Source organism: Streptomyces sp. NBC_01235, assembly GCF_035989285.1.
GTDB lineage: Bacteria > Actinomycetota > Actinomycetes > Streptomycetales > Streptomycetaceae > Streptomyces.
In genome coordinates this window covers 10,820,443-10,833,210 of sequence record NZ_CP108513.1, presented here as the reverse complement: position 1 = coordinate 10,833,210, position 12,768 = coordinate 10,820,443, and the positions used below count along the sequence as shown (strand labels likewise).

13 protein-coding genes and 2 pseudogenes are annotated in these 12,768 nt (G+C 69.8%); 4 read left to right on the top strand and 11 right to left on the bottom strand.

Annotation, left to right across the window (positions count from 1 at the left end; genetic code table 11):
• Window positions 1–413: 413 nt before the first annotated feature.
• On the bottom strand, window positions 414–548 hold the full coding sequence (locus OG289_RS48630) for a hypothetical protein (RefSeq protein ID WP_327320410.1): 135 nt from the start codon (window positions 546–548) through the stop codon (window positions 414–416).
• 74 nt (window positions 549–622) lie between these two features.
• Between OG289_RS48630 and OG289_RS48625 the strand changes: the two genes are divergently transcribed.
• The gene (locus OG289_RS48625) at window positions 623–1,126 is read left to right on the top strand and encodes an SRPBCC family protein (protein WP_327320409.1); all 504 of its coding nucleotides are present in this window, start codon (window positions 623–625) and stop codon (window positions 1,124–1,126) included.
• 414 nt (window positions 1,127–1,540) lie between these two features.
• Here OG289_RS48625 and OG289_RS48620 read toward each other — a convergent pair whose 3' ends face one another.
• A complete protein-coding gene (locus OG289_RS48620) occupies window positions 1,541–1,783 on the bottom strand; it encodes a hypothetical protein (protein WP_327320408.1) in 243 nt (80 codons plus the stop codon).
• A gap of 400 nt (window positions 1,784–2,183) precedes the next feature.
• Between OG289_RS48620 and OG289_RS48615 the strand changes: the two genes are divergently transcribed.
• Both OG289_RS48615 and OG289_RS48610 read left to right on the top strand, forming a co-directional pair.
• Window positions 2,184–2,411, top strand: a complete 228-nt coding sequence (locus tag OG289_RS48615) for a hypothetical protein (protein WP_327320407.1) — start codon at window positions 2,184–2,186, stop codon at window positions 2,409–2,411.
• Between the two features lie 123 nt (window positions 2,412–2,534).
• Window positions 2,535–2,951, top strand: coding sequence for a roadblock/LC7 domain-containing protein (locus tag OG289_RS48610; RefSeq protein WP_327320406.1), 417 nt, complete (start codon window positions 2,535–2,537; stop codon window positions 2,949–2,951).
• A gap of 95 nt (window positions 2,952–3,046) precedes the next feature.
• On the opposite strand, the gene OG289_RS48605 is transcribed toward OG289_RS48610, so the two are convergent.
• From OG289_RS48605 to OG289_RS48565, 9 genes and pseudogenes are all read right to left on the bottom strand, one after another.
• On the bottom strand, window positions 3,047–3,706 hold the full coding sequence (locus OG289_RS48605) for a CoA transferase subunit B (protein ID WP_327321028.1): 660 nt from the start codon (window positions 3,704–3,706) through the stop codon (window positions 3,047–3,049).
• Window positions 3,707–3,709: 3 nt separating this feature from the next.
• Window positions 3,710–4,483 (bottom strand): annotated as a pseudogene (locus OG289_RS48600) (CoA transferase subunit A); the annotation flags it as partial.
• A gap of 46 nt (window positions 4,484–4,529) precedes the next feature.
• A complete protein-coding gene (locus OG289_RS48595; RefSeq protein WP_327320405.1) occupies window positions 4,530–5,306 on the bottom strand; it encodes an SDR family NAD(P)-dependent oxidoreductase in 777 nt (258 codons plus the stop codon).
• Window positions 5,303–6,274: a fumarylacetoacetate hydrolase family protein gene (locus OG289_RS48590; protein WP_327320404.1), complete on the bottom strand. Its 972-nt coding sequence runs from the start codon at window positions 6,272–6,274 to the stop codon at window positions 5,303–5,305. Before OG289_RS48590 ends, OG289_RS48595 begins: the two co-directional genes overlap by 4 nt.
• 114 nt (window positions 6,275–6,388) lie before the next feature.
• On the bottom strand, window positions 6,389–7,327 hold the full coding sequence (locus OG289_RS48585) for a VOC family protein (RefSeq protein ID WP_327320403.1): 939 nt from the start codon (window positions 7,325–7,327) through the stop codon (window positions 6,389–6,391).
• A 12-nt stretch (window positions 7,328–7,339) separates the two neighbouring features.
• Window positions 7,340–8,350, bottom strand: coding sequence for an amidohydrolase family protein (locus OG289_RS48580; protein ID WP_327320402.1), 1,011 nt, complete (start codon window positions 8,348–8,350; stop codon window positions 7,340–7,342).
• Window positions 8,347–9,510 carry an FAD-dependent oxidoreductase gene (locus OG289_RS48575; protein WP_327320401.1) on the bottom strand — a complete coding sequence of 388 codons (1,164 nt, stop codon included), beginning with the start codon at window positions 9,508–9,510 and terminating at the stop codon, window positions 8,347–8,349. Before OG289_RS48575 ends, OG289_RS48580 begins: the two co-directional genes overlap by 4 nt.
• 200 nt (window positions 9,511–9,710) lie before the next feature.
• Window positions 9,711–10,672: pseudogene (locus OG289_RS48570) on the bottom strand (cyclase family protein).
• Window positions 10,669–11,652, bottom strand: a complete 984-nt coding sequence (locus OG289_RS48565; RefSeq protein WP_327320400.1) for a fumarylacetoacetate hydrolase family protein — start codon at window positions 11,650–11,652, stop codon at window positions 10,669–10,671. The pseudogene OG289_RS48570 and the gene OG289_RS48565 overlap by 4 nt, the downstream one beginning before the upstream one ends.
• Window positions 11,653–11,772: 120 nt before the next feature.
• On the opposite strand from OG289_RS48565, the gene OG289_RS48560 reads away from it, so the two are divergent.
• Window positions 11,773–12,756 carry a LysR family transcriptional regulator gene (locus OG289_RS48560; protein ID WP_327320399.1) on the top strand — a complete coding sequence of 328 codons (984 nt, stop codon included), beginning with the start codon at window positions 11,773–11,775 and terminating at the stop codon, window positions 12,754–12,756.
• Window positions 12,757–12,768: the final 12 nt, after the last annotated feature.

Sequence of the window (12,768 nt, the reverse complement as noted above, 5' to 3'; positions counted from 1 at the left end):
AACGCGTTTGGTCCCCCTCAACACCGAGGAGTGCCGCCGACCCAGCCTGATGGCACGCAGGCATGACGGCATCCCTGTAAGCAATTGCTCTTCAGGAGCGGACGGCGCTTCGTCGCGGACCCGCCCATTTCACATGTCGCCGTTCGGACGTCAGACAGACGCGTCCACGGAAATACACAGACGACGGAATCAGTGCGCCTTCAGGCGGACAGCAATAACTGGACAGGCGCGGCGCATGATTTTCCCGCACGCGTCTGTGTTGCAGACGTGCAAAACGAGCTCCCCCTCGTGTCAGTCCCCCGTGAGGATCCGGCCAGTGCTCAGGCACTGGATCCCCATCTGATGTCCGCATCATAGGCGAGACCCGTCGCACAGGCGAGCGAACTGACGGTTCGTCGGTTCCTGATGACCAGTCAATGAGGGCTGTCATGGCGCGAGATGAGGTCGGCCACGGCTGCTGAGGTGCGCGGGAGCAGGTTGCAACTCCCCCGCTCGGCGGCTGAACGGATGCCGGAGACGATCGCCGGCATCACGAGACGGGACGCCATCTCTCAACTGTTTGGCTTTCAGCTACGGTTCACGAGTCGGAGCAGCAGAACCAGATCACAGCCGATCAGTTAGGGTGACGCAGCACGATCCGACACCCGAGCGCCCGGCTCGACGAAAAGCGCTCCGGATTCCCACAGAACCGCACAGACGGGAGAGAACGGCCATCGCAACCATCGTTCAGGACATCGTGATCGAATCCAGTGCCGAGGATGTCTGGGATGCGGTCCGGGACGTGGAGGCGGTACACAAGCGCCTCATTCCCGGCTATGTCCTCGACGCCCGCATGGACGGCGACACCCGGTACCTGACCGTGCCCGGCGGTGCGGTCATCCGCGAACTGATCGTCAGCATCGACGACGACCTGCGCCGGCTCGCGTACTCGGCGGTCGAGGGGTTCAAGATCCCGCTCACCCATCACCACGCCTCGTTCCTGGTCATCCCCGAGGGTGCGGACCGCTGCCGGCTCGTCTGGACCACCGATGTCCTGCCCCATGACATGGCCGAGCAGGTCCGACCCCGCGTCGTGCGGGGCTCCCAGGTCATGAAGGAAACGCTGGAGCAGCAGTCGACGCACTGACCCTCGCCACCGGACTCCACACCGCCGGCATGCCCGCGTCCACGGCCACCCTCACCCAACCCACGACGTCAACGAGCAGAAGGCCGGCCGGCCACCAGAGCCTCCACGATCAGACAGCCCGAGCCGCACGACACCGGGCCTGATCATCCCGCCAAGAGGCCTGCACCCCAGAAGACGCAGGCCCCCTATCGCCCAAGCCTTGACCAACGAGACACCACGTCCAGGGGGGCGAAGGGGCCTGCCATGACTCCCCCATGACGCAGCACAGGCCAACCGCTCGCCCAGGTCAAAGGCCGGCGTCCTTCATCCGTCCGGACGAAGGACACCGATGAGACGCCCCGACGAGCCAGGCCGTCTCTTTCGGATCACCCGATAGCTGGTCCGGAGGCGCGCCCCGCTCGGCCGTCGGGAACTTCACTGACGTCGGCCCAGCAGGGCTGCCTGCTCCTTCTTGAGTCGCACGAAGCGCGTCGTGGTGTACTCCGTCAGCTCAGGTCCCGGGAACTGGATGACGGACTTGTATGCGCCGAACTCGCCACGTGCCCAGCGCGCCGCGGTGATTTCGTAGCCGGAGACGTGAGCGCACAGTTCGAGCAGGACCGGTGGTGCTTCCTCCTCGATGAGGAGGTCGGCCTTGGTGACGACCACGTCGCGCATCTTCTGGGTCGAAGGGATTCGACGGTGGCACCGTCGGGTGCGTAGGCCAGGTAGTAATTCTGCCTACGGTCAGGAGTGGGGCACTCAATGTCCCGCCGAAGCGGGCGTTCGTGCCGCTCTGCTGGGTTGCTGGATGTGAGCTCCCGCCGGCAATGCTGCTGGATTGAACGCTAACCTCGATTCGTCAGCGCGATTCGGTCTCCGATCGGTTCGGCGGTTTGCCCTTGATGTCCTCTGTCGTTCGAGGACGGGCCATCGCGTGACGCTGCTGCTGCGCCGGGTTCCACAAGCCCCGGAGACTGTGGGTTGTCCTCCTTCCTGGTCCTCGTCGGGGCGGGTGCCGGCCGTCAGGTGGCGGCCGGAAGCCAAATGAGCCTGGTCCAACTGGTGGTGAACGCCGATGCCCAGGGCCAGGTCCGCTCGATTCGCAGACGCCAACCGTGTAGCGGACCGCGCCGCGGAGCCCCAGCGGCCCCGGCCGCGCTACGAGCCACTGCGGGCCGAGACCGTGCACGAACTCGCCGAGCCCTTCGGCTCCGGCGTCGGCCCCGCGATGCTCGCCACGGAACCGACCCCGCTCGCCAAGACCGCCTGGACGTCCTCGGCGGCACGACAGCCACTCATCTGAGTCTGGGTGAGGGCTCGGATCAGCGGATCCCGGGGGCAGCGCCCTTGTCCGCGTGCGCTGTGTGCCATGCTCAACGGCTTCCGGGCGGGCGTCGCGCGCGCCGAAGCCAGATAGGAACAGCCCGTGACCTCCGCGCACCAGAACTTGGCCTGGCTCATCTCCGACTTCGCCCGCACCGCCGACGGCGTCACCCACGCGGTCGCCGTCTCCTCCGACGGCCTCCTCATCGCGGCCTCCGACGGCCTCAGCCGCGATCTCGCCGACCGTCTGTCCGCCCTGGTGTCCGGCATCGTGTCCCTCACCCAGAACGCCGCCGACACCTACGGATTCCGCGGGATGAAGCTCGTCATGATCGAAATGCTCGACGGGTTCATGATGGTCAACCACATGCGAGACGGCTCCTGCCTCGGCGCCCTCGCCGGGGAGGGCTGCGACATCGGTCTCGTCGGCTACGAGATGGCCGTCCTCGCCGACCGCGCCGGCGCACTCCTCACGCCGCAACTCATCGGTCGACCCCATCCGTCTCCGTTCGTGCGCTGACGTGGGGCGTCACTGCTGTCTGGACGGTGAGAACAGGACGCAGAACGTCGGGCGGGCAGGGACCACGGTCCCTGCCCGCCCGACGCGTCCATGGTTCATGGCTTCCGGATCAGAGGTGCTTCGGTGCGGGCGGCGATGTCCTCGGCGGTGACACCCGGCGCGCACTCCACGAGGGCGAGGCCCTCGGGTATGACGTCGAGGACGCCGAGGTCGGTGATGATGCGGTGGACGCACCGTTCGCCGGTGAGTGGGAGGGTGCACTCCTTGAGGATCTTCGGGCTGCCGTCCTTGGCGGTGTGTTCCATCAGGACGATGACGCGCCGGGCGCCGTGGACGAGGTCCATCGCGCCACCCATGCCCTTGACCATCTTGCCGGGGATCATCCAGTTGGCCAGGTCGCCTGCGGCGGAGACCTGCATCGCGCCGAGCACGGCGGTGTCGATGTGGCCGCCCCGGATCATGCCGAAGGACAGGGCCGAGTCGAAGAAGGAGGCCCCAGGCAGCACCGTGACGGTCTCCTTGCCGGCATTGATCAGGTCGGGGTCGACCTCGGCTTCGGTCGGGTACGGGCCCGTGCCCAGGATGCCGTTCTCGGAGTGCAGGACCACATGGACGCCGGGGGGAAGGTGGCCGGGGATGAGGGTGGGCAGGCCGATGCCGAGGTTGACGTACGAACCGTCGGTGAGTTCGGCGGCGGCGCGGGCGGCCATCTGGTCCCGGGTCCAGCCCAGCTGCGTTCCGAGGGTGGTGCTCATGCGTACGGTCCCTCGTGTCGAAGACGCGGAAATGGAAAGGCGCTCGATCTGCTTGTCGGCGGCCTCGGCCGGGGTGAGGACCACGATCCGCTGGACGAAGACGCCCGGCAGGTGGATCTCGTCCGGGCTCAGCTCGCCCGGCTCGACCAGTTCCTCCACTTCGGCGACGGCGATCCTGCCCGCCATCGCGGCCAGCGGGTTGAAGTTGGCGGCGGACTTACGGAAGACCAGGTTTCCGTGGCGGTCGCCGCGCCAGGCCCGTACGAGGGCGAAGTCGGTGGTGATGCCGTGCTCCAGGACGTACGCGCGGCCCGCGAAGTCGCGGGTCTCCCTGGGCGGGGAGGCCACCGCGACCGTGCCGTCGGGCCGGTAGCGCCAGGGCAGCCCTCCCTTGGCGACCTGGGTGCCCACCCCTGCCGGGGTGTAGAAGGCGGGGATGCCCGCTCCCCCGGCGCGCAGCCGTTCGGCCAGCGTGCCCTGCGGCACCAGCTCCACCTCCAGCTCGCCCGACAGGTACTGGCGGGCGAACTCCTTGTTCTCGCCCACGTAACTGCCCGTGACACGGGCGATCCGGCCGTCGGCCAGCAGGACTCCCAGTCCGCGCCCGTCCACGCCGCAGTTGTTCGACACGACTTCCAGGCCGGTGGTGCCCTGGGCGTGGAGTGCCTGGATGAGCACGCCGGGGATGCCGCTGAGGCCGAAGCCGCCGACGGCCAGCGACGCGCCGTCGGGGATGTCGGCGACCGCCTCGGCGGCGTTCGCGCGGACCTTGTCCATGGGAGGGAGGGCCTTTCTGTCGTGTCTGTCCTGCGTGGTCGCCGGTTCAGGCGTCCACGCGCAGGGCGTCAGAGATCGATTTGGCGCCGCCGTGCGCGGTGAGTCCGCCGTCGACCGGTATCTCGGCCCCCGTGATGAAGGACGCCTCGTCGGAGAGAAGGAAGACGACGAGCGGGGTGATCTCGTCGACGGTTCCGGTGCGGCCGAGCGGTGTCTCGCGGACGTTCGCCTCTCGGAACGCGGGCGCCGCGGAGGCGGTCATGTCCGTTTCGATGAAGCCGGGGTGGACGATGTTCACGCGGATGCCCACGGGCCCCAGTTCCATGGCGGCGGTCCGCGACAGGCCGCGCAGCGCCCACTTGCTGGCCGTGTAGGCGACCGGGTAGTGGCCGGTGAGCGCGGCGGACGAGCCGACGTTCACGATGGAGGAGCCGGGTGGCATCAGCGGGACCAGGTGCTGGATGCCCAGCAGCGGGCCGGTGACGTTGACCGCGTGGACCCGGGCCATGTCCTCGGGGCGTACGTCGTCGATCCGGGCCCGCCAGGTGACGCCCGCGTTGTTGACCAGGCCGTGCACCTGCCCATACGCCTCACGCAGGTCGGCGGCGAGTTCCGCCCAGTCCTTCTCGCTCGTGACGTCGAGACGGCGGCAGCGGGGTGACTCCGTGACGTCGGTGGCGATCACCCGGGCGCCCTCGCGGGTCAGCGCCTCGGCCTCCGCGGCACCCTGGCCACCGGCCGCGCCCGTGACCACGACGACCCTGCCCAGGAGCCTCCCCCAGCCTTCGGCCGGGAGGTGCCCCCAGGGATGGAGATCGGTCACGGCCGTTCCCTCGTGCGGCGTCGGGCGACGGGAACGGTCATGGGGTCCGGGCCTGCCACCACGGTGTTGGAGACGGAGCCGATGCCCTCGACGGTGAGGGTGACCGTGTCGCCAGGCTTCAGAGGAGGCGGGGACTGCTCACCCCGGACACCCCACAGCTCGGCGAGGCAGCCGCCGTTTCCGCAGGTCCCGGAACCGAGGACATCGCCGGGGCGGACGACGGTGCCGCGTGAGGCGTAGGCGGCCATCTCCTCGAAGGTCCAGCTCATGTTGGACAGCAGATCCTTGCCCACGACCTCGCCGTTGATCTCGGCGGTGAGCGCCAGGCGCAGGAAGCCGTCCGCGTCGCGGTACTTACCCAGCTCGTCGGCGGTGACCAGGTAAGGACCCAGCGTGGTGGCGGTGTCCTTGCCCTTGCAGGGGCCGAGGCCGACCTTCATCTCGGCGGACTGCAGGTCCCGGGCCGACCAGTCGTTGAGGACGGTGTAGCCGACGATGTGGTCGCGGGCCTGCTCGGGGGTGAGGTCGCGGCCCTCCTTTCCGATTACGGCGGCGACCTCCAGCTCGAAGTCGAGCACGCTCGACCCCGGCGGCATGGGGATGTCGTCGTGCGGCCCGTACATCGCGTAGGGGTTGCCGAAGTAGAACGTCGGGGCCGCGTACCACCGCTCCGGTACCCCGGCAGCCCCGTCCACGGACCGCCGTACGCCCTCGACGTGTTCCTCGAAAGTGACGAAGTCCCGCACGGTGGGCGGCTGGAGCGGCGCCAGCAGTCGTACCTCGGAGACGTGGGGACCGGCCGGGACGTCGAGGACCGCGGAGCCCGAGTCGAGCAGCTCGGGCAGGCCGCCTCCCTCGGCGAGCAGGCCGGTCAGTGAGCTGACGCCGGGCAGGGCGTGGAGCGTGCCGTCCTCTTCGACTACGGCGACGTGGCGTCGGTTGCGGTACTCGTACGTGGCGAAACGCATGGCGGTTTCCTGTCGGCTGTCGGCGTGCGGGGTGGGCACGAAGGCCGGGGGCGCGGCATGGGAGTCAGGGCAGTGACTGGGCCACCGCGCCCCCGGGACTCAGGGCTTCGCCGATCAGACCGGCGGGGCGACGAAGACGCCGCGGTCGACGTCGTTGAAGGACTCCTTGGTGACCAGTTCGTTCATGGGGTTGGCGGTGCCCCACTGGTCGGTGACCTCGGGGTTCGAGAAGTCGTAGACGTGCGGGTGCCAGGTGTCCTCGTCCAGCAGCTCCAACTCGGTCGTGTACTCGACGGTGTTGCCGTGCGGGTCGAGGAAGTAGGTGAAGGTGTTGTCGCCCGCCATGTGCCGTCCCGGACCCCAGATCTTGCGGGCGCCGGAGCGGATGACACGGCCGGAGCCGCGCATGTACTCGTCAATTCCGCGCATCTCGAAGGAGATGTGGTGCAGCGAGGTGTGCGGGCCCTTGGCGATGGCCATGGAGTGGTGCTGGTTGCTGATCCGCATGAAGTGCATGACGTCGCCGATGTGCGGATGACCGAGCGTGTCGGACAGCCGGAAGCCGAGGTGCTCCTCGTACCACGCCTTGGTCTTGTCCAGATCCGGCGAGTTGAGGACGACGTGCGACAGCTTGACCGGGATCGACTCCTTCTCCTCGATCTTGCGGTGCTGCCGCACCTCGACGTCGGCCAAGACCTCGATGGTGCGGCCGTCGACGTCGAAGAAGCGGAAGCCGTAACCGCCGCCGGGTGTTTCCACCTTGCCCGGCTGGGTGACCAGCTCAACACCCCCGGCGAGGAGTTGCTCGGCGAGCGTGTCCACGTCGGCCGGACTCGCGGCGCCGTAGGAGACGAGGTCGAGGCGCTTCTCGTCGGCCTTGCGCAGCCGGACGACGTACTGCTCGGGGGAGCCCTCGGCGGCGAGGAAGGAGATGCCGGAGTCCTCGACGACCTTGGTCAGGCCCCAGACGCCGGCGTAGAAGTCGAGTTGCTTGTCGTAGTCGGGCACGGCGAGGTCGACGTGGCGGAGGTGGGTGAGCAGGCGGTTACTCATGGGGGGTCCTCCTCAGACGAGGTTGAGCAGAGCGGCGGCGTTTCCGCCGCGGACGGAGTGGAAGTCGGTGTCGGGCAGGTCCGCGGCGCGCAGCGCGCCGAGCGGGTCGTCGGTGCCCATGTCGAAGGGGAAGTCGGAGCCGAGCAGGACCCGTTCCTGGCCGACCGCTCGCAGCAGCTCCCGCAGCACCTGAGGGTCGTGGACGAGGGAGTCGAAGTACAGCTGCTTCAGATAGCTGCTCGGTTCCCGCTCACAGCCCCGGGCGTCGGGGCGGGCCCGCCAGGCGTGGTCGGAGCGGCCGATGTGGGTGGGCAGGTAGCCGCCGCCGTGTGCCGCGATCAGCTTCAGGCCCGGATGGCGGTCCAGGACGCCGGAGAAGATCAGGTGGGAGAGGGCGACCGCGTTCTCGGTGGGCTGACCGACGGTGTTGGACAGGTACCACTGGTCCAGGCGCTCGTCGAGGGTGCAGCCGAACGGGTGCAGGAAGAGGAAGGCGCCCGTCTCCTCCGCACGGGACCAGAGGGCTTCGTACGCCGGGTCCGACAGTTCGTGGCCGGGCGCGTGCGAGGAGATCTCCACACCCCTCAGCCCCTGGTCCAGGGCGTGGTCGAGCAGGCCGACCGCGAGGTCGGGATGCTGGAGCGGGACCAGGCCCAGGCCGTGCAGGCGGTCGGGAGCCTTCGCACAGTGTGCGGCGGTGCCCTCGTTGGCCAGCCGGCAGACCTTCTCGGCCAGTTGGGGCTCGGCCCAGTAGTGGTAGTGGGACGGCGAGGGGCTGACCAGCTGTATGTCCACGCCCTGCGCGTCCATGGCCGCCAGGCGCACCGCGGCGTCGGTCAGTTTGGGCACGCGCGCGCCGACCATCGGACCGTTCACGGTCAGGGCCGCCGGGCCGTTGCGGCGCGCGTCGAGGGCGCGGGCCTCGGCGAGACCGGGATGACCGGCGACGGCCTCCTCGACCTCCGGGAGCAGGAGGTGGGCGTGGATGTCGATGGTCGGCGCGGAGGATGCGGTGGTGGTCACGGGCGCTCCTTGAGGAGGTTCATGGTGCGGCCGACCAGCCCGGCCATGTCGGCGTCGCGCACGCCGTCCAGCTGCCACTGGCCGATCTGCATGGACGCCGCGACGACGGTGCGCACCCGGGGAATGCGGCGGTCGTGGTAGGCCTGGAGCAGCTCGCCGTCCCAGTCCCGTCCGCTGGTGAGCAGCTCGGCGAGGACGAGGGCGTCCTCCAGGGACATCGCCGCGCCCTGGGCCATGGTGGGCGGGCAGCAGTGGGCGGCGTCGCCGATGAGCACGACCCGGCCCCGGTGCCAGGAGTCCTCGACCAGCAGGTGGTCGAACCAGGTGTAGTTGACCTTCTTCGGGTCGGTGATGTGCTCGGTGATCTCCGGCCAGACCCCGCCGTAGCTCTGCGCCAGGCGGCGCATCTCGTCGGCGTAGGTGGCCGGGTCGATGGAGGCGCGGTCGCGGCACCCTTCGACGACGTACGCGTAGATGGTGTTCTCGCTGGTGGGGCAGTAGCCGGCGATGTAGGCGGGGCCGCCGTAGGCGAGGTCGGTGCGCGTCACGCTCTCGGGCCGCGGGGCGGCGATGCGCCAGATGGCCATGCCGGTCGGGGCGGGTTTGTCCGTGATGCCGATCGCGGCGCGGGTGGCGGAGTTGAGACCGTCGGCGCCGATCACCAGGTCGTAGCGGCCCTCGCTGCCGTCGCTGAAGCGCACCGACACGCCGTCGGCGTCCTGCTCCAGCGCTTCGGCGGTGGTGCCGAGGCGAACGTCGGCGCCGGAGGCGCGGACCGTGTCGATGAGGATCTGCTGCAGCTGGGGGCGCTGCATGCCGAGGGTGGCGGGCAGGTCCTCCCCGCCGGTCTGGATGTCCTCGGCGACGAACAGGACGGTGCCGTCGGGGGCCGTCACGCCCAGCGAGCCGAAGGCGTATCCGGAGGCTTTCACCTGTTCCCACACGCCCAGTTCGCGCAGGACCCGCAGGGCGTTGCCCTGGAGGGTGATGCCGGAGCCGGTGGTGGCGTTCCAGTCCGGCTTGGCCTCGATCAGGTCGACGGCGATGCCGGCCCGGCGCAGCAGGATGGTGACGGCGTTGCCTGAGGCGCCCCCGCCGATGACCAGGACGGTGGGTGTGCCCCCGGCCGGAGGCTGGGGGAGAGTGCGGCTGTCAGCCATGTCGGGGATTCCTCCCGGGGTTGGGCCGCGCGACTTCGGGCGGCGGGGGCTGCGGCTCGCCCGCTGCGAGTGCGGGCCAGGGGTGTGACGGGTCACCGGCGGAGCAGGTGGAGCGGGCGGACCGGGTGAACCGGGTGGAGCGGTGGGGGCCGGATGCGCCGCTGCTGTCCGGGGAAGGGCACATCCGGCAGTTGAGCGGCCTATTTGACGGCGATGGGGTTGACCGGGGAGCCGACGGCTCCGGTGATGGGGAGGGGAGCGGCGGTGAGCCAGAACTCGTACACGCCGTCGTCGGCGCAGTCGGCGGCGAGTGCGTCGAGGTCCCACATCTCGCCGATCAGCAGGCCCATGTTGGGGATGACGACCTGGTGCAGCGGCTGGAAGGCGTTGTCGAACTCGTTGGGGCGCGCCTCGAAACCCCAGGTGTCGGTGGCGATGGCGGCGATCTCGGTGCCGTGCAGCCAGCCGGCGGTGGTGAACGACAGGCCGGGCGCGGGGCCGCCTGCGTAGTCGTCCCAGCCGCCCCGCCGGGCGCGGGCGAGATGTCCGGTGCGGACGAGGACGATGTCGCCGCGGCCGACGGTCACCCCGTGGGCCTCGGCGGTCTGCTCGAGGTGCTCCTCGGTGATGGCGAACCCGTCGGGCAGCTCGCCGTCCGTGCCGACGACCAGGCCCACGTCGAGCAGCACGCCGCGGCCGGCGACGTACGGTGCATGTGCTCGATGCCGGTGACAAGGTCTCCGTCGGCGGTGACCACCTTCTCGGCGGCCCGTCCGTTCCACGCCTTGCCGTGGTCGAAGATGTGCCCGAGGCCGTCCCACTGGGTGGAGCACTGCAGCGGCATCGCGATCACGTCGTCCGCGCCGCCGATGCCGTGCGGGAAACCCTGGTTGCCCAGCGCCGCGTCGGTGCCCGTGTCGAGCATGGTGTGCACCGGGTTGGTCCGCCGGCGCCAGCCCTTCTGCGGGCCGTTCATGTCGAACCGCTGCGACAGCGAGAAGCTGACGCCGCGGCGCACGAGCGCCGCGCCCTCGCGCCGCTTGGCCTCGTCGAGGAAGTTCAGCGTGCCGAGCACGTCGTCCTCACCCCAACGCCCCCAGTTGGAGTACGCCTTGGCGGCCTCGGCGATCGCGCCCTCCGGGTCGCGGCGGTCCAGGCTCATGCCGTTCCCTCCGCGACACAGCGGGTGCGCTGCACGCCCAGACCGGTGATGGAACCCTCCATGACGTCGCCGTCGCGCAGCAGGCGTCCCCAGTGGATGCCGTTGCCGGCCGGGCTGCCGGTCAACACCAGGTCGCCGGGCAGCAGTCGGGCGGTCTGCGAGGCGTACGACACCAGGCGTGCGACCCCGAAGAGCATGTCCTTGGTGGACTCGTCCTGCATGGTCTCGCCGTTCAGCTTGAGCGTGACCCGCAGGTCACCGGTGTCCGCGATCGACTCGGCAGGTACGAGCCACGGGCCGAGTGGCGTGAAACCGGGAGCGTTCTTACTGCGCAGCCAGTCGGTGCCGATGGCCTTCATGTCCCGGCGGAAGACGGTGGCGCGGTCGGTGAGATCGTTGGCGATGGTGTAGCCGGCGACGTACTCCAGGGCCTCCTCGACCGTCACCTGGTAGGCGGGCTTGGCGATGACGGCCGCCAACTCCAACTCCCAGTCCGGCTTTTCGGCCCACGAGGGCAGGACCACGTCGTCGTAGGGGCCCGTGATCGCGCTGGGCAGGCCGATGAACACGTAGGGCAGGTCCTCGGCGGCCCGGCGGTCCATGACCGCGGCGATCTCCGCGCGTGCCTCCTCAACGGTGCGGGGGTCGTCGGGGGAACGGTGGGCGACCTCCAGGTCGATCACGTGCTGCCGGTAGTTGGCGCCGGACTGGAAGATCTGCCGCGGCTCGATGGGGGCGTGCACCCGCAGGCCCTCCAGCGGCCGCCAGCCGAGGGCGTCCTCGTCCGCCAGGGCGTGCAGGACGGGGAGGGTCTCCTCCCACCGCTCCACCACGGCGCGCAGACCCGATGGCGCCCAGTCCAGGGCGCTGCGCAGATCGAGTACCCGGTCTTCGGCCAAGAGGCCGGGAAACGGCTCCCCGTCCTGGGCGGAGAAGGTGCCGAGCGCGAACGAGCCGGCAGGTTGCGCGAGCATTGCCATCAGATTTCCTCCTGCTGGGTTGCGGTCTACTCTGGCCCCGATCGACGAATCACGGAAATTAATCCTGTGGATGCGCCATATCCATGTCATGGATGACTCTCGCTGTTAGGTGATTGCCCGGTGAACCTGTCCCGACTCGACCTCAATCTGGTCCTCGCCCTTCGCGCGCTGCTGGAGGAGCGCAACGTCACCCGGGCCGGCGAGCGCATCGGCCTCAGCCAGCCGGCCATGAGCGCTGCGCTGTCCCGGCTGCGCCGCCATTTCGACGACGAATTGCTCGCCCGGACCGGCAACGCCTACGAGCTGACACCGCTCGGCGCCGCCCTGCGCGACCGCAGCGCCACCGCGTGCGACCTGCTGGAGCGGGTCTTCGCCAGCCAGGCCGACTTCGACCCGGCCGCGGAGAGCCGAGAGTTCACCCTCCTCGCCTCCGACTACGGCGCGGCCGTGTTCGGTGCCGCACTCGCCCGCACCCTGCACGAGGAGGCACCCGGCATCCGGCTCACCTTCCAGCACCCGGCACCGTCCGTCGTGGAGAACTCCGCCGCGGTGCTGAGCACCGTCGACGGACTGCTGATGCCGCACGGCGTCATCGACGGCTTGCCCGCCGTCGACCTCCACCAGGACCGCTGGCTGTTCCTGGTCGCCGACGACCATCCCGAGATCGGTGACGAACTCACCCTGGACCAGCTGGGGCGTCTGCCCTGGGCCGTCTACCAGCGTCCCTACGACGCCCCGGCCGCCCGCCAGCTCAGCATGATAGGGATCAGTCCCCAGGTGGAGGTGTCCGTGCAGACCTTCCAGCTGCTGCCCCTCATGGTCGAGGGCACCCGCCGGATCGCGATGATCCAGGAGCGCCTGGCGCGCAAGGCGGTCCGCTCCGCCGCGGTGCGCGTCCTGCCCTGCCCCTTCGAGGCGGTACCGGTGCGGGAGGCGATGTGGTGGCACCCGGTGCACGCTCAGGACGCGGGCCACATCTGGCTGCGACAGAAGGCCGCGGAGGTGGGCGCGACGCTGGCGGGCAACGGCTACAGCAATGGCAAGGGCCCAGGGAAGGCCGTGCCCGTCGACCAGAGCGCGGGGCTGCCGCCGGGCCGGCTCTGACCGGGCCCGGCG

What these genes read in the sequence shown, in the direction of transcription:
- OG289_RS48630 (WP_327320410.1), bottom strand. Translation starts at nt 548, where the DNA reads ATGGCGTCCCGTCTCGTGATGCCGGCGATCGTCTCCGGCATCCGTTCA.
- OG289_RS48620 (WP_327320408.1), bottom strand. Translation starts at nt 1,783, where the DNA reads ATGCGCGACGTGGTCGTCACCAAGGCCGACCTCCTCATCGAGGAGGAA.
- OG289_RS48615 (WP_327320407.1), top strand. Translation starts at nt 2,184, where the DNA reads ATGCCCAGGGCCAGGTCCGCTCGATTCGCAGACGCCAACCGTGTAGCG.
- OG289_RS48605 (WP_327321028.1), bottom strand. Translation starts at nt 3,706, where the DNA reads ATGAGCACCACCCTCGGAACGCAGCTGGGCTGGACCCGGGACCAGATG.
- OG289_RS48590 (WP_327320404.1), bottom strand. Translation starts at nt 6,274, where the DNA reads ATGCGTTTCGCCACGTACGAGTACCGCAACCGACGCCACGTCGCCGTA.
- OG289_RS48585 (WP_327320403.1), bottom strand. Translation starts at nt 7,327, where the DNA reads ATGAGTAACCGCCTGCTCACCCACCTCCGCCACGTCGACCTCGCCGTG.
- OG289_RS48575 (WP_327320401.1), bottom strand. Translation starts at nt 9,510, where the DNA reads ATGGCTGACAGCCGCACTCTCCCCCAGCCTCCGGCCGGGGGCACACCC.
- OG289_RS48565 (WP_327320400.1), bottom strand. Translation starts at nt 11,652, where the DNA reads ATGGCAATGCTCGCGCAACCTGCCGGCTCGTTCGCGCTCGGCACCTTC.